Source organism: Prosthecobacter sp. (assembly GCF_014879935.1).
Taxonomy (GTDB): Bacteria; Verrucomicrobiota; Verrucomicrobiia; order Verrucomicrobiales; family Verrucomicrobiaceae; genus Prosthecobacter.
Genome location: NZ_JACSRD010000123.1, coordinates 29,857 through 51,832 on the forward strand (window position 1 = coordinate 29,857; position 21,976 = coordinate 51,832).

At 59.1% G+C, this 21,976-nt stretch carries 18 protein-coding genes (1 of these 18 cut by a window edge); 10 read left to right on the forward strand and 8 right to left on the reverse strand.

Annotated elements, in window-relative coordinates; translation table 11 throughout:
- On the reverse strand, positions 1–6,613 hold the 5' portion of the coding sequence (locus tag IAE77_RS09250; RefSeq protein WP_294225095.1) for an autotransporter-associated beta strand repeat-containing protein. 20,477 nt of this gene lie to the left of the window's left edge; 6,613 of the gene's 27,090 nt are visible here — the first part of the coding sequence; it begins with the start codon at positions 6,611–6,613; its stop codon lies off the left edge, out of view.
- A 505-nt stretch (positions 6,614–7,118) separates the two neighbouring features.
- Here IAE77_RS09250 and IAE77_RS09255 point away from each other — a divergent pair.
- The 4 genes from IAE77_RS09255 to IAE77_RS09270 are packed head-to-tail and all read left to right on the forward strand — an operon-like array spanning position 7,119 to position 10,106.
- Entirely contained in the window at positions 7,119–8,024 is a 906-nt protein-coding gene (locus IAE77_RS09255; protein ID WP_294225098.1) for a metal ABC transporter substrate-binding protein, read from the forward strand.
- Between the two features lie 2 nt (positions 8,025–8,026).
- Complete coding sequence (locus tag IAE77_RS09260; protein ID WP_294225101.1) at positions 8,027–8,452, forward strand: hypothetical protein; 426 nt, start codon at positions 8,027–8,029, stop codon at positions 8,450–8,452.
- A complete protein-coding gene (locus IAE77_RS09265; RefSeq protein WP_294225103.1) occupies positions 8,449–9,243 on the forward strand; it encodes an ABC transporter ATP-binding protein in 795 nt (264 codons plus the stop codon). Before IAE77_RS09260 ends, IAE77_RS09265 begins: the two co-directional genes overlap by 4 nt.
- A gap of 14 nt (positions 9,244–9,257) precedes the next feature.
- Complete coding sequence (locus tag IAE77_RS09270) at positions 9,258–10,106, forward strand: metal ABC transporter permease (RefSeq protein WP_294225106.1); 849 nt, start codon at positions 9,258–9,260, stop codon at positions 10,104–10,106.
- A 53-nt stretch (positions 10,107–10,159) separates the two neighbouring features.
- Here the strand turns inward: IAE77_RS09270 and IAE77_RS09275 are convergent, their stop codons facing one another.
- Positions 10,160–12,478, reverse strand: a complete 2,319-nt coding sequence (locus IAE77_RS09275) for an FAD-dependent oxidoreductase (RefSeq protein WP_294225108.1) — start codon at positions 12,476–12,478, stop codon at positions 10,160–10,162.
- 69 nt (positions 12,479–12,547) lie between these two features.
- On the opposite strand from IAE77_RS09275, the gene IAE77_RS09280 reads away from it, so the two are divergent.
- Entirely contained in the window at positions 12,548–13,546 is a 999-nt protein-coding gene (locus IAE77_RS09280) for a LacI family DNA-binding transcriptional regulator (protein ID WP_294225112.1), read from the forward strand.
- A 4-nt stretch (positions 13,547–13,550) separates the two neighbouring features.
- On the opposite strand, the gene IAE77_RS09285 is transcribed toward IAE77_RS09280, so the two are convergent.
- Positions 13,551–13,940, reverse strand: coding sequence for a type II toxin-antitoxin system death-on-curing family toxin (locus IAE77_RS09285; protein ID WP_294225115.1), 390 nt, complete (start codon positions 13,938–13,940; stop codon positions 13,551–13,553).
- Positions 13,937–14,158: an AbrB/MazE/SpoVT family DNA-binding domain-containing protein gene (locus tag IAE77_RS09290; protein ID WP_294225118.1), complete on the reverse strand. Its 222-nt coding sequence runs from the start codon at positions 14,156–14,158 to the stop codon at positions 13,937–13,939. The genes IAE77_RS09285 and IAE77_RS09290 overlap by 4 nt, the downstream gene beginning before the upstream one ends.
- 83 nt (positions 14,159–14,241) lie before the next feature.
- On the opposite strand from IAE77_RS09290, the gene IAE77_RS09295 reads away from it, so the two are divergent.
- A complete protein-coding gene (locus IAE77_RS09295; RefSeq protein WP_294225120.1) occupies positions 14,242–14,877 on the forward strand; it encodes a DUF1080 domain-containing protein in 636 nt (211 codons plus the stop codon).
- Between the two features lie 4 nt (positions 14,878–14,881).
- Here IAE77_RS09295 and dacB read toward each other — a convergent pair whose 3' ends face one another.
- Positions 14,882–16,291, reverse strand: coding sequence for a D-alanyl-D-alanine carboxypeptidase/D-alanyl-D-alanine-endopeptidase (dacB, locus tag IAE77_RS09300; protein ID WP_294225121.1), 1,410 nt, complete (start codon positions 16,289–16,291; stop codon positions 14,882–14,884).
- A gap of 79 nt (positions 16,292–16,370) precedes the next feature.
- Here dacB and IAE77_RS09305 point away from each other — a divergent pair, with 79 nt between their 5' ends.
- From IAE77_RS09305 to thiS, 4 genes are all read left to right on the forward strand, one after another.
- The gene (locus tag IAE77_RS09305; RefSeq protein ID WP_294225123.1) at positions 16,371–16,718 is read left to right on the forward strand and encodes a VOC family protein; all 348 of its coding nucleotides are present in this window, start codon (positions 16,371–16,373) and stop codon (positions 16,716–16,718) included.
- 197 nt (positions 16,719–16,915) lie between these two features.
- The gene (locus IAE77_RS09310) at positions 16,916–17,353 is read left to right on the forward strand and encodes a PIN domain-containing protein (protein WP_294225126.1); all 438 of its coding nucleotides are present in this window, start codon (positions 16,916–16,918) and stop codon (positions 17,351–17,353) included.
- Positions 17,354–17,412: 59 nt separating this feature from the next.
- On the forward strand, positions 17,413–18,543 hold the full coding sequence (gene thiH, locus IAE77_RS09315) for a 2-iminoacetate synthase ThiH (protein ID WP_294225128.1): 1,131 nt from the start codon (positions 17,413–17,415) through the stop codon (positions 18,541–18,543).
- Between the two features lie 15 nt (positions 18,544–18,558).
- A complete protein-coding gene (gene thiS / locus IAE77_RS09320; protein WP_294225130.1) occupies positions 18,559–18,759 on the forward strand; it encodes a sulfur carrier protein ThiS in 201 nt (66 codons plus the stop codon).
- Positions 18,760–19,312: 553 nt separating this feature from the next.
- Here thiS and IAE77_RS09325 read toward each other — a convergent pair.
- The 3 genes from IAE77_RS09325 to IAE77_RS09335 all read right to left on the reverse strand — a co-directional run bounded on the left by IAE77_RS09325 (position 19,313) and on the right by IAE77_RS09335 (position 21,895).
- Entirely contained in the window at positions 19,313–19,783 is a 471-nt protein-coding gene (locus IAE77_RS09325) for a hypothetical protein (RefSeq protein WP_294225132.1), read from the reverse strand.
- Between the two features lie 223 nt (positions 19,784–20,006).
- Positions 20,007–21,407, reverse strand: coding sequence for a nucleotide pyrophosphatase/phosphodiesterase family protein (locus IAE77_RS09330; protein WP_294225134.1), 1,401 nt, complete (start codon positions 21,405–21,407; stop codon positions 20,007–20,009).
- A gap of 104 nt (positions 21,408–21,511) precedes the next feature.
- Entirely contained in the window at positions 21,512–21,895 is a 384-nt protein-coding gene (locus IAE77_RS09335) for a DUF3307 domain-containing protein (protein ID WP_294225137.1), read from the reverse strand.
- Positions 21,896–21,976: the final 81 nt, after the last annotated feature.

The following is a 21,976-nucleotide window of genomic DNA, read 5'->3' on the forward strand; positions in this document are numbered from 1 at the left end:
AAAGGGCTCCGGTGCGGGTGATCGAAAGAGTCGCGGCGTTGCTGCCACCGAAACGGTAAACGTTGTCAATACCTGCCCCAAGAGTGGCGGCATCATAATATGTGTTGGTAATGGCGGACACACCCCACTTGCCATTGCCCATCTTCGACTGGTCGATTGCGTTGGTCCAAAGGCCCTCATTAAGATTGAGGGCGAGACTTCCATTGGTGGTGGAACGGAGAGCATAGTCGGTCAGGGATGCATCCATGCCAAGTTCAACTCGGGAACTATTCACGGTCTCGTTGGCAAAAATCTGCACTCGCTGTCCTTGGGCGGAGAGCACGTTGGAGGGGGCGTTAAGCCTGATCGCAGTGGATCGATTGATGACAATGTCCCCCGTGCCTGCATTCGCCGCGAGGCTTGGCGCAAAGAGGTTGGTTCCCGCCATATACCGTGCTGCATCTTCCGGAGCACGTGTGCCGAAGAGGATGGTTCCGTCAGTCGCCACGATGCCACCATTCCAGGAACTGTTGTCACCGCCGATCTCCAGGTTGCTGCCACCCCGCTTTTCCAAGGAGAAGTTGCCTGAGATGGTGCCTTTCAACATCAGCACCGCATCCGTCTGGATGCGCGCATTCGCCGTGAGAGTGATCGCACCGTCAAAGCGTGGATAATTGGCATTGTCGCCCGTCGCCAGGAACCGTTGCTTGTCGAGGGTCAAGTTGTTGAAGACGAGGATCTTGTTCGAGGCAACGCCCTGGTCACGCACCGTGCTCAATGTCGAATCCCCGCCTTGATGCACAATGTCGTTGCCCAAAACGATCAACTGGAAGTTGGTGGTGCTGTCACCGATGGTCCGGACCTGCCACGTGCCGCCGCGCAGATAGACATCGGTCGTTGAAGGCAGTCCCGATGCATACGCCGTGGGCGTGGCCCAGGACTGGTCATTGTTTCGGGTCGAAACTGTACCCTGATCCACTCGCAGAATGTCGAGGGAGTTTGGCATGTTACCGTTGTAGTTGCTCAACGTCAGCGTTCCTGTTCCCACCTTCTGGATGACAGAACCGGCCCCACCAATGATCTGACCGCCGAACGTCTGATTGCTGCTCTCGCGGCCAACCACCAGCGTGGCTGTGCCGAGATCGACCACGCCTCCGGAGAATTGGAATTCGGCTCCAGGATTGATGCCGGCGAGGTTGCCGAACTCCTGGTTGTTGTTATTGAGCAAAATTGTCGCCCCGGGTTGAACCGTCACAACGGACCCAGTCACCGCATTGAGGTTTCCAAACGTTGGGATTACGTTCGGGGCAGTCAGGCTCAGCGTTCCTTGATTTACCTGCACATTGCCCTGGAACGTGTTTGCCTCCGAGAGTTCAAGCGTCCCAGGCCCGAATTTCACCAACACAGTGCTCAAGGTGTTGTTCGTGTTCGCACGGAAGTTCGTCAGGGGAGCACTGATGCTGGATGTGCCGTCATCAGTGTAAACCGACAGGACATTTGTGCCAAAATGCAGCGCGGACCCGGCCACTCCACCCACGTCTGCACCTGCGTTCAAGATCAAACCTGCCTGACCGAGCGTTGCCGAGTTCGCAGCACCAAGGCTCAGTCTGTACCCGCCAAGGTCAACAAGTGAGTTGGAACGCAGGGCGTAAACACTTTGGTTGCCGGCCAACAAGCTCGCGGTGCCACCGGCGTCATGGGTGGTGGTCGCTGCGGTCACCGCAACGCCCAGATCACCGGTTGTGTCATAGACATGCGTGATGAGATTTCCGCTGCTGACGGTGGCGTAGTGCGCACTGTTGTCAGCGCCCATTCCCTGAAGCACCGCCCAGGTGCCGATCATGTCATTGGTTTGCGAGGGAGCGCTCGAGAAGTTCACTTTCTCCTGCCCTGCGGTGCCTATTTCCGTGCTCACGCCTTTGACGGTCAGCGTTGCCGCGTTGCTGCGCGCAAGAGAACCGAATCCAAGCGTGGTGACGCCTGCGCCTGCTCCACTCCCGTCCACAACCAGGGCTGCGTTGCCTGTGTTGAGGGTCAGGGCTCCGGTGGTCACGGCCGAGGCCGTTGCAGCAGTGTCGTTGTTCAGACGAAGGGTTCCGTTGGTCACCGTGAATGCGTTGTTGGCACCGAATGGGTTGCCGCTGGCGAGCGCCATGCCAACCAGCGTGCCGCTGCTCACAGTCACTCCGCCAGTGAAGGTGTTGCCTGTGGCAGGACTGAGGATGACCGTTCCGTTGCCCACCTTATTGATGCCGCCTGCGCCAGCTCCGCTGATCACGCCCGTGAATGTGACATCGCCGCCGGTGATCGCCGTCAGGGTGAGGCCCCGTGCCGAGAGGTTGACGTTGCCAGTGAAGCTCTTGGCCCCTGCGTCCAGCCCTCCCAGAGTTTGGGTGCTGCCGGTGGCGGTGTTGTTGAAATTGCGGCTGATCGTGCGGATTCCAGAAGCAAGAATCTGGGAGAACACAGTGCCGCGGAAGGTCACGTCGGAGGTAGCCGACCCGAAAGCGTTGTCGTGGGCGGCGACAAGGTAACCGTTGGAGATGATGGTGCCACCCAAGTAGGTGTTGTTTCCGCTCAGCCACAATGTCCCCTGCTCGGACTTCTCCAAATCATTCCCCGCAGCCCCTGCCACCACACCGCTGAGAGTGGTGAGCGCTCCACGCGTGCGGAAGACAATATCCCGATTCAAATTGGTCGTGCCTGTGACATCAAAGCGATAGCCATTGAAGCCATCGAAGTAGATCGCATTGCTGCCAGTGCCATCAACCGTGTGTGCTCCTCCGTGACCGATGGTCAGGCTGCCATTCAATTGAACCACCTGGTTGGACGATGCTCCGCTGAACGAACCGACCGTAATCACACGAGTTTCACCACCATCATTTCCCGAGGTGACGATGCTGTTGTCAAAGATGAAGGGGCCGACACCATCCATGCGGAACTCGAGATCGCCCCGGCGGTCGTTCTGCATCTCCATGCGAATGGTCGAACCTGCGGCACCGGCCGCACCAAGGTTGTTGAGAACGAGGCGCCCTTGTTCCACCCAGGTCTCGCCCGCATAGGTATTGTCACTGGTCAGAATCAGCGCACCGCCCTGGCGTTTGCGCAAATTCACAGCGGCCGAGCCGGTCTGGCTGATCACGTTGTTCAACGTCAGGACACCAATGCCCGACTGGAAGCTGTTGTCGCTGCCAACCTCAAAGAACGCATTTCTCAACGTGCTGCCGTTCTGCAACTCAATGGTGCCGTTGAAGATGGTGTTGATGTAAGTGGTGCCTGCGCTGTTGACTGCAAATGTCCGGTCGCCGTCGTCCATGCGCATCGTAAAATTGTTGAGCGTCACGTTGCCGAAACTGCCGCCACTGAGCGCCCACGGACGATAGATCCCGGTCGCGGTGCGAATGTCAAGATTCCGAGCCGCATACTGCGTGTCTGTCTGTCCAAAATGGGCAAGATTTGGATTGAGAACGGTGCGCAATTCACCACCACGGAAGAGAATGGTGTTGTCGGCGGCATTAAGGGATCCGTTTTGCCCCACAATGAGGATGCCGCTGTTACCAAGCAGGGTTCCATACGTCACGGAGGTGCCGATCGTGGTGGTGAGAGTGCCGGTGTAGTTCTGTGCTTTCGGCAGGTACAGCGCGCCGCCAATATAGGTGCGGGCCGTCTGATCCTCAGCGCCCACGATGAGTGGAACGGCTGCATTAAGCACGTTGGCATTGCTGACCGTAAGAGTTCCGGTGCCGGAGCCGAATCGATAGGCTTCCACACTGCCCGTCTTATTGCGCCCAGTGGGGGTCAGGAACGAACCAATGTAAGTGCCGTTTCCAGTATCCGCCCCGAACCACGCCTGCACGTCTGGAGCAACAGCCTTGAGACTGGCAAAAACGTCCGTCGAAAACTCATGATTCCCGGTGAGTTGCACAGCCACACGATTGCGCCGGTCATTACCCGTCTGCTGATTCCCGATCATGATGTTGTACGGCCCCGTCTGCAAGATCCCGCCGTTGTTGACCAGACTGTTGAAGGTGATGCCCTCACCGGACCCATAACCGCGACCAAATGCGATGGCCGCGGCGCTATTGTCGTCTGCGTTCTGCAGCATGATCATCTGGTTCGATCCAATGTTGGCAGGGCCCTCGATTTGCAGACGCCCACCCGCCGGGATCTGGAGATCGTTACCCATCACATTGGCTCCCGCAGTGCCGCTACCCGTCAGCCACACTTCTCCTTCGTGAATAAGAGTGCCCCCTTGATAGGATTTAGGGCTGTCAATGAGCAGGATACCCCCGCCACGTTTGACGATGCCTCCGTTCAGAATGTCACCGGAAATCACACCGATCACCGCCCGGTTTCCGGCCGATGCGTTGCCATCAAGGCGAATATAGCGCTGCTCACCACCCAGGTTGAGATCATTGACGAGGGTGACGACATGTGTGGCATTGCCCCCATTCAGGGTGAACACGCCGGGGTTGAAGGTTGCACTGCCCCATGTGACCGCAGCACCGCTTCCGCCAAAGTTAACGTTGATCGGAGCACCGTAGGCTGAAAAGCCGGACCCCGTGCCGCCAGTCAGTTGCACCTGCCCGACTCCAGTGCCTAGAGCGCGTGTGAAATCCCGATCGGTTTCGTAAACGCCTTGGCCGATTGGAGAACCAACGATGTTCAAATTCCCAGATCCCAAGGCTACGCGGTTGGAGCCAATCACATCTCGGAACTGGCCCTCAAGGAGGTAGGTCGTACCGGTGTAGGTATTGCCCCCGAAGAACGAGGTTGTACCACCACCATCTTTGATCAAGGAAACCGCGTTGGCACCGTTGTCTTTGATGACGGAACTAATCGTGTTGCTGCTCCACGCAATGTCATACAGTTCGTAGTTGCTGCCTGCCCCTGCGGTGAGGAAGGGAACCGAAATCACGTGCCCCCCGCCACTCGTCAAAAGCCCCCCCGATTCGATGGTAAGCGTTGTCCCAGCGTTCCCGGTCAAGGTACGGGCGGTGGCATCAAGCATGTTCAATGACTGAATCGTCCGATCAGCGGTCAGCGTCGTCGTGGCGGTCGTAGTGATCTTGATGTTCTGGGTGCTGGTCCAGCCAGTTTCAGCGCTGTTTATCTGATAATCTGCAGCTTCCAGAGCCCGATAACCGAAACCACCGAGGCTGGGATCATTGTATTTGAGGAATTCGGCGTTGTAGTAAGCCCAGCCGCCAACAAATGGAACGTTCCCCCCCCCTGTGAGGGCGTTGTTGAGAATCCGGTATCGCGTTGCCGTGCCGATTTCCGTGGCCACACCGCCTTCACCGCCAAGTCTGAGCGTGGTTCCCGGTGCCCGGGTAAGACTGCCCAACGTGATGGCATGCTCGCCCGTTGCGTTGTTCGTATCACGCATGTCGATGTATGCTTTGCCGGAGGCGATGGTCACCGGTCCCAACACTTCGTTCCAAGCAATGGCGTTGACATTGGTGAATGCGGCATTTTCGAGCCGGATACGGCCTGATTGCAGCGTGATGGGAATGTCATCGTCGATGCGATTCTGCACCGCAGTCGCGCTGGTGTTGGCAGTCAGTTGCAGCAGGCCGTTCTTGATCGTGAAGCTCGAAACATTGGCATAGGGATTGAAGCCCGTGGCTGCGTCGTTGGTGTCCGCACGGATTTCGCCCAATTCGGACACAATCGCTCCTGAGAACGTCTGCCCCGCTGTGACGTTCTGCATGCGGAATCCGCTCAAACCGTAGTGCGTGATGGTTCCCGAACCCGAAACAGCCCCAGTGAGCGAAATAAATCCAGCACCGCCGACACGCAGGTCGTAGTTGTTGGTGATGACGGTTCCGCTCAAGGTCAGGGTGCCCCAGTCTGATTGCACCCGGGACGCGTCATTCAAGGTCACAGTCCCAGTGAATGTGCTATCTTCACGACCAAGCAGTTTACGCAGCGCACCTTGATTTTGATATCCTTGCCCTGTGAGGAAGAGGGGCTCCGAATTGAAACTGGTGCCTCCTGTGGTGTCACCCGCCACGTTGGACGCATCATTATTGAGGGCCAGTGTTGCCCCGTTGTTGACATAGGTCCCTTGCAGAAAGTTGGACGGGCCAAACACGGCCAAGTCATTATTGGCTGGAGCGATCACCGTGATGCCGCCGTTTAGAATCGTCCGGCCAGTGTAGTTGTTGGCGCGGCGCACGATGAGTGTGCCGTCGCCATTCTTCGTCAGGCCGTTGATGCCATCAATGGTACCGTCCAGCACCACAATGCCTTGGTCCACATTGACCTCGAGCTGGTCTTGCAGACCCAGGTTTGCCTGTATGAACAGAGTGTTTGCACCAGTCTTGTTGATCTCAGCCGATCCCCCATTGTTGAAGGCCAGCGTTCCCCCGACACCGGCGGTCAGTGCTATATTGGAGCCGCCAGAAGTGTTGCCGACATTGAGGACTCCGATGGCGAGAGTGTCATTCAGACTGATGGTTTGGGCACCGAGAAAGCCCAGACTGAAGTTTGCGACATCACCAGCAGCGAAACCAGGGATGGTGCCATCATGCCAGTTCACAAACGTCTGCCAGGATGACGTGCCCCCATCTTTTTCAATCCAGATTCCAGAGGCCGCTGTGGCAGCAGGGCCCGGAAGCCAGACAGCCATGAGGCATGTCATGAACCAGCCGAGCAGTTTGCGGTGTTGGCGGAGTGTCTTCATATCAGTTAGGTAGGTTGGCAAAGGGCCTTCGCGGCCCCCATCGGTTGGGAAAATCCGGTCTCTGACACCCTGGACACGACACAACTAAAGCCGCCACACAGACAGTGGAGGCTTGTATTGCTTGGTGAAATCCAGCAAATGGTCGGCATTCAGGTTGGGATATTACTTTATAGAATCATAAGCAACGGTTCCTCCACAACCATTTTTTCCGACTCAGAAAAAAAAGATATGTCATTCATAATGAACGAGTTACAACAAATTAGCCTCGTTTAAAGGAATACACCTATTGTTCCTAGATCCAAAACCCCCAGCCTGATTCTTTAGAATCTAAACTGTGCCCGAAACCGATTTCGTCTCTCCCAAGAAACCCGAAAACGATAAGCCCCTGACTCGCAATTAAATTGCAACAGCTATCGCCAGCCACTATTTGTTACGCCTCCAGCCACCGCCCATGAAAACCTTCCTCGCCGTCTTTGCGCTGTCTCTTGTCGTGGGTCAGGCCGCCCCGCTCAAAGTCGCCTCCCTGCACCCGCTCGTGTCGGATCTGGCCAGGCAGGTCGGCGGCGACAACATCGAACTCATCGAAATCCTGAAGCCTGGTGGTGACATTCATCACTTCGAACCGGCACCCAAGGACATCGCGGCCATGCGCGGGTCGAAATTGCTGCTGACCTCGGGCAAAGAACTCGAAACCTACCTCGGCAAACTGCGCGACAGCCTCGGCAGCAACGTGAAACTCGTCGAAGTCGGCGAAAAGGTGCCTTCCATCCCCTACATCTGTGACCACGACCACGAACATGGTGGCAACCATGATCATCATCACGGCCAGCTTGACCCTCACTGGTGGCACAGCGCGGAAAACATGAAGCGCGCTGCCCGAATCGTCGCGGAGGTGTTTTCGGAGGCCGATCCAGCCAACGAAGCCGCTTATGAAGCCAACGCGAAAGCCGCCTCGAAGCGCTTCGACGAGTTGAAGAAGTGGGCGCAGAAGGAGATCGCCAAAGTGTCGCGCAAAGATCGCAAGCTGGTCACCGCCCACTCCGCCTTCGGTTACTTCTGCAAAGAATACGGTTTCGAGCCCATCTCCCTCCTCGGCGTCGGCCGCAATGACGATGCCGACTCGAAGCATGTGGCTGAAACCATCGCGGAAATCCGCGAGCATGGCATCAAGGCCGTCTTTCCCGAGGATCAGGCGAATCCCAAGGTTCTGGCCGAGATCGCCCGCAGCACGGGGGTGAAAATTGGCGACACGCTCGTCGCCGACGGCACCGCGAAGAACGCGCACACCTTTGAGACGATGCTCGCGCACAACGTCCGCGCCATCGTCGCCGCGCTGGCTCCCGCTCCCGCGAACTGACCATGCGCGGCTTTCCTCCCATCCAGCTCGCCTTGCTCATCATCGCGTTCATCGTGCTGGCGATTCCGCTCAGCCATCTCACGGGCAATGCGCAGGACAAGCCGCTCGCGAAGGCCGGAACGAAGGAGGAAAAGCACGTGAAAGCCCTCGTGCGCCTGCGCTACGCGCACAAACCGGCCACGCTGAGCCTGAAAATTGGCGACCAGTCACTCGTGACCGCGGCAGACGAGTCGCCCATTGAAGTCGATGCCAATCTGATCGAGCCCAAAATCGGCATCGATGTCCTCCTGGCAGCCACTTGGCCTGAAAACACGCCCGACACTGCCCTCACCGTCGAAATCGAGCCCGATGGCCTCGACACACAAAGCCAGACGCGCTGGTCTTCTTCCGGCAGTCTCGACGAAGCGATCACTTTCACCTGGAAATGAGCCACGCCGCCAGCCATTCGACCAAAGAGCACGTCTGCTGGGGCGGTGGTTGCGAGCATGCGCAGCATCACCGGCTCGAGGTTGTCGATCTCAGCGTCCAGTATCAGGAAGTGCGTGCACTGGAGAAAATCAGCTTCGCCACCGAATGCGGCCGCAGCATGGCGCTCATCGGCCCCAATGGCGCCGGCAAGAGCACGCTGCTGAAGTCCCTCGTCGGCCTCATTCCGGCCGAGAGCGGCAAGATCCTCTGGCGCGGCAAACCGCTCACCCGCAGCAGCCATGAACTCGCCTACCTGCCGCAGCGAGGCGACGTTGACTGGAATTTCCCCATCACCGTGCGCGGTTTGGTCGAAATGGGCCGCTATCCGAACCTCGGCTGGTGGCGCCAGTATTCACGGCACGATGCCGATATCGTCCAACGGGCGCTCACCAGCATGGAACTGCTCGACCTTCAGCATCGTCAGATCAGCGCTCTCTCCGGCGGCCAGCAGCAGCGCGCCTTCATCGCCCGCGCCCTCGCTCAGGAAGCCCACGTTCTGCTGCTCGACGAGCCCTTCACCGGCCTCGACAAGCCCGCGCAGGAAAATTTGAGCCGTCTTTTCAAGGAACTCACGGCCGAGGGCCGCCTGCTGATCGCCAGCCATCACGATTTGCAGACCGTCGAGGGCAGTTACGACGACGTTCTCCTCCTCCGCCGCCACCAGGTCGCTTTCGGTCCCGTCGCCGAATCCTTCACACCTGAAAACATCGCCAGCGCCTACGACAACTGCGAACAGAGAACCGCGAACTGAGCACTTCATCAGTCATGCCCACGATCACCGACTTCCTCGCCGAACCCATCGCCAAACGGGCGCTGCTCGCGTGTTTGATGATCGGTTTCGCCAATGGATTCGTCAGTGCCTTCGTCGTGTTGCGCAAATCGGCGCTGAAAATCGGCACCATATCGCACTCGCTGCTGCCAGGGCTCGCCGTGGCCGTGCTCATCGCCGGTCTGTCACAATGGAGCGCGCTTGCTGGCGCGATCTTCGCCGCTCTCATCGTCGGCCTCGGTTCCATCTTCCTTTCCCGCACGTCGCGTCTCGATCAGGACACCTCGATGGGCGTGCTTTACACCACCGCCTTCGCCGCCGGTCTGCTTATCCTGAAAAACCTCGATGTACGGCAAAAACTCGATGAATGGCTCTTCGGCAGCATCATTGGCATGGCCGACTCCGACCTGTGGATCGCCTTTGGCATCAGTGCGATCGCCGTCATCACGCTCACCGCGTTGCAACGACCGCTGCTCATCTATCTCTTCGAGCCCAACATCGCGGCCAGTCTCGGTGTGCCGGTGCGTCTGCTCAACTACGCCACCTTCGCCGTCACCATTCTCGTTCTCGTCTCTTCCCTCCAAGCGGTGGGGTGCATTCTCAGCGTCGGCCTCCTGGTGGCGCCTGCGGCGACGATCTACCTGCTCACCAACAACGCCCGCACCCTGTTCTGGGGTGGTGGCATTCTCGGCGCGCTCGGTTCCTTGATCGCCTTTTTCCTCTCGTATCCGCTCGGCTGGAGCGTCAGCGCCACCATCATCGTCGTCCTCGGCTCCTTCTTCTTCCTCGCCTACATCTTCAGCCCGAAATACGGGCTGTTCAGCAGACGCAGAGGCGTCGCGTAGTTGCCTTGTTGCTGTGCAACAAGGTTCTCCAGCTGCACAGCAACCGGACTACCTCACTTCGCCGGCAGCACCTGCACGGCATCGAGGTGGACGTTTCCTTTGGCACCTTCGGTGCGGAAGATGACGGCGGCTTCCTCACCGGCGGTGAAACTGAACACGCCGAGGCTGTGGGCACCTTGGGGGAGAGCGGGCTTCTTCGTCTGATCGACGCTGACGGTCTTTTCGCCTTCGCTGCTCAGGACCGTCACCGGCACGCTCTTGCCACGATTTTCATGCGGCTGGAAGAAAATGCGCACCTCGTAGCTGCCACTCTGCTTCACGCTGAACGCGAAACGAGCGCTGGCCCCCTTCTCGCTGCCGTAACTGTAGTATTCGCCCACAAAAGGCTTCAATCCTTCCCCGTGCGCCCACTTGCCGTTCAACTCGGCTTCCTTGTCATCAATGACAATGCCTTCGAGTTTCTTCGGATCGATGCTGTCCATGGCCACTTCAGGCAGCTTTTTTGCATTCGCCGGCAGGTAGAGACTGCCTTCGAGCGTGTCACGACGCATCGCGCCGGGCTGGCTCATGAGTTCCTTCAAGATGTCGAGGTATTGCTCATACACACCGCGCGGCGTGGTGTGATGGCGCACGCAGATCCAGGCTGCTTTACCGACGACTTCGCCCATCATGCCGCAGGTGCGCATGACGCGGGTGGATCCCAGCGCGTGGCGTTCGACGCTGATGGTCCGGCCGGCCATGAAGAGGTTGCCGATGTCTTTGCTGTAGAAGCAGCGGTAGGGCACCGGGTAGCCGTTCTTGCGGTCGGTGTGCTTGCCGAACTCGGCGCGGCTGATGAAGGGATTGGTGGGGAATTTGGCCATGTACTGCTCTTTCGGATAATGCAGGTCCTGGTCCCAGGTGGTGGGCACGCAGCCATCGGGATGGATGATGCCTTTGACCATGTCCTCGCCATTCAAGACCAGATCACCGACGATACGGCGGCTTTCACGAGGTCCGCCGATGTAGGCGAGCCAGCTAAGGTCATAAGTGCCGTATTTTTCGGCCTTCAGCGTTTTCAGCGCGGAGACAGCGCCATAAACGGCGCGGAAGTTGTGATCGCGGATGAGTTCGAGGTCGTTGATGGGATGTTTGTCGAAACCGCTCTCCCAGAACCACTCGCCATGCACGTAGAGCTCGGGATTCGCCACCGGTGTGTAGCCGAGGTCATAACCAGCCTGGTTCGCGGCATTCTTTTTGCCGACGGGGGCGAGTTCACGCGGCTCGGGAAAGTCTTCCAGCTCCAAAGGCAGCGCCCAGGGCGTCTGCGGCCACGACACGGGCTTTTGCAGGTTCTTCATGACCCACATGTTGCTCATGCCCATGCGGCCTTTCTCCTCCATCATAAACTCCGCGCCAGCCAGCGCACCCACGCTGCCGTGGCCGGTGCAATCGACGAAGAACCTGCCGACGAAGCGGGTTTCCTTGCCGCTCTTGGTGTCGAGACCGGTGACGCTGCGGATGTTTTTGCCGTCCTTGCCCATCTCGACGCCATAGACATGCGTGTTGAGGAAGAGGTCGATGGTCTTCTCCGCCTTCACTGTGTCCTCCTTGAGCTTGTCATTGAACTCCTGCGGATCGGCCGCGGGGCTGTTGCTGGCGCGGTCGGCGAATTCTTCAATGATCTCACCCAGATGCGGATACAGGCCGCGACGTGTGCCGCCCATGGCCCAGACCTGGATTTCGCTGGAGCCATTGCCGCCGAGCACCGGGCGGTTTTGGATGAAGGCCACCTTCAAACCCTGACGCGCACCGGAAATGGCCGCGCCCATGCCCGAGTAGCCACCACCGACGACGACGAGATCGTATTCACTCGTCTCAGGAGCCTTCTCCGGCAGACCGAGCATCTTTTTGCGCATGCTGACGTCCGGCGTGAAGCTGGTGTCGTCGCTCAGCACGATGGCATCGACGCGACCATCGAAACCGGTGAGGTCTTTGAGCGTGATCTTGGCCTTGCCGCCAATTTTGACCGGTCCCGCCTTCTCCCACTGCCAATCCTTGCCCGTGGCACCGAATTCGTGCTTCAGGGTCTCGCCATTCACGGCAATCTGAAAACGTCCCGGAGCACCTGGAGCATCCCACGGGCCGACCCAGTTCTTCGTGCGGGCCCAGAGCGTGTATTCGCCCGCGGGCACTTCGACCTCGGTCTCGGCGTCTTTGACGACCTTGCCCATGCCGTGCGCCATAAGGTAGGGCGAGCCCATGATGTCGATGAACTGCGTTTCGAGCACCCAGCCGCCTGGATTGGCGAAGGATTCGGCTTCGATCCACTTGGGCTGCGCATGCGCGACCGAGACGAGAGCAACAAGTGAGGCAAACAGGGTGGTTTTCATGGTTGGGGGCTGTTTTAAACGAGAAGATGCCCGGAAAGCAATCACGGGTTATCTGTTACGGTAACAGTCATGCCCGGCCCCACCCTGAACGACATCGCCCGCGAGCTGGGCGTCTCCAAAATGACCGTCTCACGCGCCCTGCGCGGCGGACGTCATGTGGCGGGGGATTTGCACGAGAAGATCCTGCGAACCGCGGCTGCGCTTGGCTACCAACCCGACCCGGAGATCGCCAAACTGATGACGCACATGCGTCGGCGGCGCCAAACCGCCTCGACGCGCTCGCTCGCGTTCATTTGGGCCGAACGCTCTTCGCAGGAGATCGAGCAATCCTCGTGGTCTCAGCAACTGGTGCTCGGCGCACGTCAGCAGGCCCAACGGCTGGGCTTTGAGTTGGAGGAGTTCCATCTCGCCGCTCGTGGGATGAGCGGTCGCCGGCTTTCCGGCATTCTGGAGGCTCGTGGCATTCCCGGTTTCGTCCTTTCGCCGCTCATTTCACGCAGCCGCGGTCATGTGTCGATGCAGTGGGAGAAGTTTTGCAGCGTGGTCATCGGCCTCGGCTATGCACGACCGGCTCTGCACCGTGTGCATCATCACCACTACCTCGGCATGATGACCGCCCTGCGCATGCTGCGGAAGCGAGGGGTCAAGCGCATCGGCTTCTACTGCGGCAGCACCATCAACGAGCGCATGTTCCGCGCGTGGTCCGCCAGTTTTCTGGCGCATCATCCGCTGGCCCGGCCAGGAGGATTGCTGGCACTGCGGAAGACGCCCTCTCGCACGGATTTTCTGGGCTGGCTCGACAAGGAGAGGCCCGAAGTCGTGATCGACAGCGGCCATGTGGTGCTTCCGTGGCTGGAATCCCTCCAGCAGGCACAACGGCCGCGGCATATCACGCTCGCCTGGCGGTCCGATCTCCCAGCAAGCGCCGGAATCGACCAACAAGCCGCCGTTTTGGGTGCGGCAGCGGTCGATCTGCTCGTGGCCCAGTATCAGCAGAACGAACGCGGTGTTCCGGCCACGCCCAAAATCGTCATGACCGAAGGCGTCTGGCGTCCGGCGCAGGATTGAGCCGTCACGTCACCTTCTTCGAGTTCGTCTCCAGCCAAGCGGCGTAGGCAGACTCGGTCATCTCACCGGCAGCCAGGGCCAGCGTGCGAATGGCGGCGTCCGCCTCGGTGGCGAAAAACTCGAAGCCGTTTCGCTCAAGAAAACCGGCCCCCATCATGAAACCGGTCCGCATGTTGCCATCCAGGAACGGATGGTTCTTTACGATGCCCATCGTGTAACTCGCCGCGAGATCGGCCATCGTTGGGTTTCCGTAAGCGAACACGTTCTGGGGCTTTGCCAGAGCTGACTCCAGAAGGGTCTCGTCACGGAGGCCCAGTGTGCCGCCATGCAGCGCCACCATGAGTTCGTGCAACGCGAGACATTCCTCCCGGGTGAGCCAGTAGGGTTCGTTCATTTGGCCAGTTCTCGAAGCGTGTTCCGGTAGCGTTCGGAAAGGCTCTTCATCACGGCCATCGTCTTGGCGAATTCCGACTGGGCTGCGGACACACGGTAGCCATCAGGAGTTTCCGTCAGTTCGAGAGTATCACCCTCAGTTGCATTAAGGCGTGCCAGCGCCTCCTTCGGTAACACAACGCCGACGGAGTTGCCGATTTTGCGCAGTTTGAGTTCCATGGGGAGAAGCGTATCCACGGATGTTATAACATCAAGCACAGCCTTGTCTCGAAGCCTAAACCTGCCACTTTCGGCGTCCCACCATGAAAAAACTCGCTCTCTTCGCCTCGACCGCCTTTGCCATCGCACTCTCCGCCTTCGCCGCCGACGAATGGGTGTCGTTGTTTGATGGCAAGACGATGACCGGATGGACGAATCCGTATGACTGGGGGAAGATCGAGGTCGTGAACGGCGAGATCCACCTCACGGGCGACAAGAAGTTCTTCGTGGTCACCGAAAAGCGCTACAGCGACTTCATTTTCGAAGGCGACATCCTGCTGCCGGAAGGCCAGGCGAACAGCGGCTTCATGTTCCGCGCCCATGTGGAGAAAAACAAAGTCTTTGGCTACCAGGCCGAAGTGGACGGCGATGCCAACCGCAAGTGGAGCGGCGGTTTGTATGATGAAGGCCGCCGAATGTGGTTCATCAGCCCGATCAAAGGAAACAAGGAGAGCGAGGCCGCCTTCCGCGCTCGCGCCGGCGACTGCTTCAATCGCAACGGCTGGAACACCTACCGCATCGAGTGCCGCGGCAAGAGCCTGAAGATCTTCGTGAACGGTGTTCTCACCACTGATGTGGACGATGACAAGGACGCCAGCGGCGTGATCGCCATCCAGCATCACGGCGAGAAGGGCCAGACCTACAAGTTCCGCAATTTGCGCATCCAGGAGCTGAAATAAGGCCTCACAGCCCCAAGATCGCATCCATCACCTTCTGGCTCAGTTCGGAAACTGCTTTGCCATCGGCGTAGTGGTTGATCATGAAAGCGAAGCAGAACTCATCGCCCGACTTGGTTTTGGCAAACCCGGTGTAGGTACGCACCCCGGACATCGCGCCGCCTTTCCAGCGCAGGCCGTCTTTGGAAAGCAGCGAGTCCTTGTAATTCGTGCCTTGCGGGCCGGAACCCGCGAGGAACTGCAAACGTGCGAGATCAAGCGGCCGGATGAAATCGGCGCGAGCCAGGCCGCAGCCGTCCTCCATGCGCAGGCCGATGAAATCGAGCCCGCGTGTCTTCCAGTGCTCGCGAATCACGACCTCCGGCGCTTTCCCGGCCTTCACACCCAGCATGCGGAACACACACTCCGTCTCGTGATTGTCGGAGGTGGCATGAATGCTTTTCACGATTTCGAGCAGCGGCGGCGAGTCATGTTTCAGCAGTTCATGCCCGGCTTTCGCGGTTCCGCCTGCAGATTCATCGATCTGAATGCCTGCAGCCGCCAGCACCCGGCTGAAATGGTGCACGATGAAGGCCTCGGGATCAGGGACGGCACCACTGACCTGGAACTTCGCCGCGCCGAGAGGCACCGTGCCGCGCAAGTGAACCTTCGTGGTGCTTTCGCCACCATGAATGACCACGCCATCTCCAGAACCTTCAGGACCGGTCATCACCTCGTTCTTCCAGGCGATGTCAGGCAACGCTGTGCTGATCCCCAGCAAGTCCGCAGGAGCACCCACAGCGGCTCCGGCACGAAACACCAGCGTGTAGCGGTTGTGATTGAGGTTCAGACCTGAAACTCCGCTGCCATAGCCGTTCCCGATGTCGCCCCAGTTCCAAAAGTCGCCGTAAAGACTGCCTGAGAAAAAGGTTGAATCCGCCCTGACCCGTCCGGTGATGCGTCGCAGGCCCCGGCTTTTCAAATCGTCCGCCCAGGCCTTCAAATCGGCCATTGCCAGCATCGGATCTCCCCCGCCAACGATCACGAGGTCGCCTGCGATGCCCCCGTCCTTCATCGGCACGGTGGATTTGACCGTGGTCGTGAAGCGAAAGTCAGGACCGAGCAGCTCCAGCGCCGTCGCTGTCGTCAGCGTCTTGAGGCTGGAGGCTGGGATGAAGGCGGTCTGCGCGTTGTCTTCCATCACGACTCCCCCCTTCGGATCGATGAGGCAGAAACCCATCGCCGCGCCCGAGAACGCAGGATTCTTGCGAGCCTCGTCCAGCAATGAGAAAAGGGTCGGAAAACTTGGCTGCGGAGGCTCCACGACCGGAGCCGTCTCATGGATAACGACTGGCGGCAGCGGTTGAGGTTCCTTTCGCAGGACAAGAAGGGCCGCCAGCGCCGAGGCGAGCAGCAGGATGACGATGTTTTTCACCATGGTGCCGATGCTAACCCGAAACCGCCTCCCGCCAAGCGAGCCGCTTGCGGTTTTGCCTCGCGCGGGCAGTTTCAACGCCATGAAGCCCGAAAAAGTGAAGTTCATGCTCATGGCGGTCGATATGAAACGCGCCGTCAGCTTTTACCGCGATGTGATCGGCCTGGAGGAGGTGTTCGTGAGTGATTTCTGGACCGAACTGCGGCATGGCGACGCAATCATCGCGCTGCACGGCGGTCACGACGGCTCGCGCAATCCCACAGGCCTCAGTTTTCAGTATGAGGACGTGCTGACGATGGCTGACAAGATCGCCAGTGCAGGCGCGAAGATTCTGCAATCTCCCCAGCAACGCGAAGGCGAGCCGATCCTGCTCGGCATTTATCGTGACGCGGAGGGGAACGAGGTGTTCATCACGCAGTATGTCGGGTGAAGCCTGCGGGCTTGCTTCTGCGGCTGGAACACATAGTTTGAGCCTATGAAAGCCAAGCGCGCCCCAGCCAAAGCAAAGACAGCGCCAGCAGTCGTGACGCGACCTCGGATGACGTGTGCGCTCGCGGAGAAGCGTGCGGTGGGAGACAGTCGCCTGCCGAAGTTTGACGGGGTGAAGTTCATCCAAAGCTTGAAAAAATGAGGGTCTATGCGGACACTTCGTGGTGGCTCGCCTACAAATGCCGACGTGACCGCCATCACTTGAAGGCCGTGAGCATTTTCGACCGCATGGACGAACCGGAGTTTATTTGGACCCCGTGGCATCGGGTGGAGGTCTTTAACCTGCTGCGTCAGGCGGAACGAGCACATCTGGTGAATTCAGGCGATGCCCGCCGGATGATTCGATTGTTGGAGCAGGAAGTCCGGCTCGGCTACTGGCCGCATGTCGAATTTGAATGGCGGGATGCAGTTCGAACGGCCTGTGAACTCAGTGCTAGTCATGGTCTGAACATGCTCATTCGTGGCATGGATTTGTTTCATGTCGCCATTGCCATCGAAACAAGCGTGGACGGATTCCTGAGCTTTGACGCGGACCAAAAGGCTCTCGCAGATCAGGCTGGCCTGACGGTTCTGTGATCTGCGTGGTGCATTGAGGATTGCAGACGCCGGATTGCGGATTATCCAAAGCAGTCCCGATGCAAACCTCCTTCATTCCCACGCTCGATGCCCTCCCGGCGCGCAAGACGCCGCTGATGGAGCGGTTTGCGGCGTTGCTGGAGCCGAAGGGGCCGGCGCAGATCGAGGCGATGGCCCGTGAGTCGCAGATCATCACGCGGCGGAACTTTGGGAAGACGATGCGGCTGTTTGCGCCGCTGTATGTTTCCAATGAGTGCGTGAACAACTGCAGCTACTGCGGCTTCTCGCGCGACAACAACGCGATCCTGCGCGTGACGCTCACAGTGGAGCAAGTCGTGGCCGAGGCGAAGCATCTGGTGGCGCAGGGCTTTCGGAACATCCTGCTGGTCGCGGGTGAGCATCCGCGTTTTGTGAGCGAGGGCTACTTGGAGGAGTGCATCCGGGCGTTGCGTGATTTCGTGCCGACGATTGGCATCGAGGTCGGGCCGATGGAGGCGCCGGAGTATGAGCGCATGGTCAAGGCGGGCGCGGAAGGTCTCGTGGTGTATCAGGAGACGTATGATCGCGTCGTGTATGAGCAGATGCACACAGCGGGGCCGAAGAAGGATTTCGACTGGCGGCTGGCGTGCCCGGAACGCGGTTACGAGGGTGGATTTCGACGCATCGGCATCGGAGCGCTGTTTGGACTGAGCGACTGGCGTTTGGAGGCGCTGCGACTCGCGGCGCATTTGGAGCATCTCTACAAGCACTGCTGGAAATCGACCTTCACCGTGGCGTTTCCGCGTCTGCGGCCGGCGGCGGGCGGATTCACGCCGATGACGGATTTTCCGGATTGGGCGCTGGTGCAGACGATCTGTGCGTTTCGCATCACGTTCCCGGAGGTGGGCATCATTTTGAGCACGCGTGAGTCAGCACCGCTGCGCGATGCGCTGGCACCGCTGGGCATCACGGTGATGAGCGCGGGCAGTCACACCGAGCCCGGTGGTTACACCGGCGCTGGCAACGACGATCTGCATCTCACGGTGCGCGGCCGTCGCGTGGAAATTGAGTCCAAGGACGAAACGAAGCGTGCCGAAGGCCAGTTTGGCATCGCGGATGAACGCTCGGCCCAAGGCGTGGCGGAAATGCTCAGCCGACGCGGGCTTGATCCTGTTTGGAAGGACTGGGATCCGGCGATCCTGGCCGCTTGAACCCTTTTTCCAGCCATGAAAATCACTTTGAACGGAGAGAAACGTGAATTCGACACGCCGATGACCGTGGGCGCGCTGCTCGATGTCGTCGGCCTCGGCGGCAAACCGGTGGTGGTGGAGCAAAATCAGATGGCGCTTCTGCCACGTGAGATTGAAACGGCCACGGTAAGTGATGGCGACGTGATCGAGATCGTTCAGATCACGGCGGGAGGGTAGGCGGTGGACGGTGAGCCAGTTGATCAGTAGGTCAGTGCATCCGTGGGACAGTTGGTCGGGGGAGCGCGGAGTGATGGAGATGTGGAGTATTGGAGTCATGAACGTCGAGCGCGTGGAGTTGACGCGATGGCCACGGCCACCGATTCACCGAAGATCGCGCTCTGAAGGAGCGCGGGAGAGCGTGATTCAATCCCACACATATCGCTCGTCGAACTCGATGCCGTGTTTGGCGAGGAATTTGCGGTATTCTCTCCCTGGAAGGTCATTACGCGATGATGCTCGCGCTGGCGGCGGATGTAATCGCGCACGTCCTCGACGCCGGACTGGCTGACGGAGAAGGCCCCGTAACCGTTCTGCTAATGGAAATGGTGCAACTCAGGCCGTTGCTCCGGGAGCCAGAGGTTGGAGCCGGTTCTGAGCTGGCACACGACATCGCTCAACGTCTCCGTGCGTGAGGCGAGGAACAGGAGATGTGCGTGATCCGGTTCGGAGTTGATCTCGACCGCCGTGCAGCCGAGATCGCGCAGGATGCCGCCGAGCGATGGAGCAACTTCTAATCGGGAAGTTCGGCTTTCTGAGGTTGCGTTGGCTTTTTTTGGAAGCGGCCTTTCACATGCGCTTTCAACAACTGATCCCGCGATCTGGGTTCAACCCAGAAATGCATCTCATATTGACCGTCACTGGCCAATTCAACCATGGACAAGCTGTTGCCTGGTTCGACTTCGCGAGTGTTCTCGAATCCATAGAATCGTGTGTTCACGTTGCCGTCCAGAGTGAGAGCTTGGCAATCAACTTTAAATACAACAACCTCCTCTCCATCACCGCGCTTTTCGATAGTCGGGATTAATTTCGTGCAAACAAACTCTCCTGGCATTGCCTCATAAACTTCGGCGATGATTGTCTCGCCTGTTGGAACAAAGGTAAGCTCAAAGCCACCTGGCGATTTCGCCGCGCCAAAGTGATCTGAAAGTGAGTGCAGGTCGCTTTTGGAGAGCTTGTCCCAATCAAAGTCGCTTGGGACCACAACAGCCGTTTTTTCTCTTGGGGAAGTTTCAGCACCTGACTGGTTTTACTCCCGAGTCTTGTGCTCGCCTGGGACTGCCAAAGCCAAACGATTGCCAGCAGCATCAGCAGAAGCGTGACAGCCAGGGCAGCATGGTAACAATGACGCCTCATGTGTTTGTGCGAATACGGCTTTGAAGTTGATTGGATAGGCCGACTGGGCAATGGGGCATCGTTTCGCCTCCTCAGACCGCCACGCCCGAATACCCGTGCCCGCTTGAGCAGAGACGGAAGAGGTGATTGCAGACTTCGTGGGCGGCGAGGGTGCCGGTGCGGGGGAGCTGGTCGAAGTCGCCAATGAGGACGGGCCAGTCGGCGCGGTCTTCGGGAACGCGGCCGTGGGAGCCTTTGACGAGCGTGGCGTCGAGCGGGATGACGTCCATGAGCATGCGCTGGCCGATGGCTTTCTTCGCGAGCTTGGTGGCGACTTTGAGCTTCGGCCACTTGATGTTGGGATCGAGGAAGAGCTCGGCGGGGTCGTAGCCGCATTTGCGGTGGATATCGACGCAGCGGGCAAAGTCGGGCGCTTTGCGGTCGTCCTGCCAGTAATAGTAAGTAAACCAGCTTTTGGCGTCGGCGATGGCGATGAGATCGCCGCTGCGCTCGTGATTGAGGCCGAAGAGGTGTTTTTCCATCTTGCCGAGCACCTGGGCGACGCCGGGCGTGGCCTCCAGAGCACCACGCACGTTGGCGAGGAGGCTTTGATCGTTCACATAGACGTGGGCGATCTGATGGTCGGCGATGGCGAAGACCTTGGAGCCGCCGAGGTCGAGTGTTTCGCGGCCGAGTTCGTCTTTGATGCTGAGCCAGCCGCGTTCGCGAAAGACGCGGTTCAGGTGGACGGGCTGTTCGACGTCGGTGATGCCGTATTCGGAGAGGAGGACGACCTTGATGTTACGCGTCTCGTAGAAGCGGATGAGATCGCCAACGACGTTGTCGATCTGGCGGAGGTCGAAACGGATTTTCTCCATGTCGAGGCCGACGCGCTGGAGATTGTAGTCGAGATGCGGCAGGTAAACGAGCGAGAGGCCGGGCCAGTGCTTTTCCTCGATCCATTTGGCACTCTCGGCGATCCAGATGGAGGATTTGATGTCGGAACCAGGGCCCCAGAAATGGCGGAAGGGAAACGGGCCGAGGTCCTTTTTGATGCGCTCCCGCAGCGGCATGGGCTGCGTGTGGATGTCGAACACCTTGCGACCATCGGCAGGATAAAGCGGTCGCGGCGTGATGGCGATGTCGGCGGTGGAATACATGTTGAACCACCAAAAGAGCTTCGCGCAGGTGAACTGCGGATCGACGCGGCGCAGCGCCTCCCAGAGTTTTTCGCCGTGCATGAGCTGCTCGGGTTGTTTCCAGAAGCGATGCTCGGCGTAATCGCGATCATACCAGCCGTTGGCGACGACGCCGTGGTCGCGCGGCAATCTGCCGGTCAGATAAGCGGCCTGGGCGGTGCAGGTGACGGCGGGAACGGCGGGCTCGATGAGCGCGGAACGATTACGCTCAACGAAAGCGCGGATGGCGGGTGTGTGCTCGCCAATGAGCCGGGAGGTGAGACCGACGACGTTCAGGATCGCTGTGCGCTGCATGAAATCAGAGTTTCAAGTTTCGGGTTCAAAGTTTCAACGTGTGACGAGGATGCATCGTCGCGCGGAAGCAACTTGAAACCTGAAACTTCAAGCTTGAAACCACCTCACCAGAGCATCGCCGCGATGACGTAGGCGATCTTGCAGAGGTAATGCAGCGCCTGATCCTGATTGAAGGTGGTCAGGTTCTCACATTTGGCGAAGTCGATGATCCAATGAAGGACGAACTCGACCAAGGAGGTGATGAAACAGCCGGTGATGACCCACACCGCGACGGCATGGATCAAACAATGGGCCGTCATGCACCAGGGCCAGATGGACCGGGGCCGCGAGGGGTCCTGCAGCTTGTGGAGGAGGTGCCGGTTTTTGCAGGTCGAAAGGAACTCGCCCTGCAGGGGGTAATCCATCACCGCATGGCCTGCGAAGAGCAGGAAAAGTACCTGGATGGCCTCGTAAGAGGTGGCGGGAGGGAATGGCAGCAGGCCGGACATGCGGGAGGTTTCGGCGCGAACAAAGGGCCGTTGCAGACGCACTGAAGCACGCACCGGGCCGGATTGCCACGTTGCAGAGAA

Coding starts and splice junctions, on each gene's coding strand:
- thiS (WP_294225130.1), top strand. CDS start 18,559: ATGAAAATCACTTTGAACGGAGAGAAACGTGAATTCGACACGCCGATG.
- thiH (WP_294225128.1), top strand. CDS start 17,413: ATGCAAACCTCCTTCATTCCCACGCTCGATGCCCTCCCGGCGCGCAAG.
- dacB (WP_294225121.1), bottom strand. CDS start 16,291: ATGGTGAAAAACATCGTCATCCTGCTGCTCGCCTCGGCGCTGGCGGCC.
- IAE77_RS09275 (WP_294225108.1), bottom strand. CDS start 12,478: ATGAAAACCACCCTGTTTGCCTCACTTGTTGCTCTCGTCTCGGTCGCG.
- IAE77_RS09310 (WP_294225126.1), top strand. CDS start 16,916: ATGAGGGTCTATGCGGACACTTCGTGGTGGCTCGCCTACAAATGCCGA.
- IAE77_RS09305 (WP_294225123.1), top strand. CDS start 16,371: ATGAAGCCCGAAAAAGTGAAGTTCATGCTCATGGCGGTCGATATGAAA.
- IAE77_RS09285 (WP_294225115.1), bottom strand. CDS start 13,940: ATGAACGAACCCTACTGGCTCACCCGGGAGGAATGTCTCGCGTTGCAC.
- IAE77_RS09260 (WP_294225101.1), top strand. CDS start 8,027: ATGCGCGGCTTTCCTCCCATCCAGCTCGCCTTGCTCATCATCGCGTTC.
- IAE77_RS09270 (WP_294225106.1), top strand. CDS start 9,258: ATGCCCACGATCACCGACTTCCTCGCCGAACCCATCGCCAAACGGGCG.
- IAE77_RS09290 (WP_294225118.1), bottom strand. CDS start 14,158: ATGGAACTCAAACTGCGCAAAATCGGCAACTCCGTCGGCGTTGTGTTA.
- IAE77_RS09280 (WP_294225112.1), top strand. CDS start 12,548: ATGCCCGGCCCCACCCTGAACGACATCGCCCGCGAGCTGGGCGTCTCC.
- IAE77_RS09265 (WP_294225103.1), top strand. CDS start 8,449: ATGAGCCACGCCGCCAGCCATTCGACCAAAGAGCACGTCTGCTGGGGC.
- IAE77_RS09330 (WP_294225134.1), bottom strand. CDS start 21,407: ATGCAGCGCACAGCGATCCTGAACGTCGTCGGTCTCACCTCCCGGCTC.
- IAE77_RS09295 (WP_294225120.1), top strand. CDS start 14,242: ATGAAAAAACTCGCTCTCTTCGCCTCGACCGCCTTTGCCATCGCACTC.
- IAE77_RS09335 (WP_294225137.1), bottom strand. CDS start 21,895: ATGTCCGGCCTGCTGCCATTCCCTCCCGCCACCTCTTACGAGGCCATC.
- IAE77_RS09255 (WP_294225098.1), top strand. CDS start 7,119: ATGAAAACCTTCCTCGCCGTCTTTGCGCTGTCTCTTGTCGTGGGTCAG.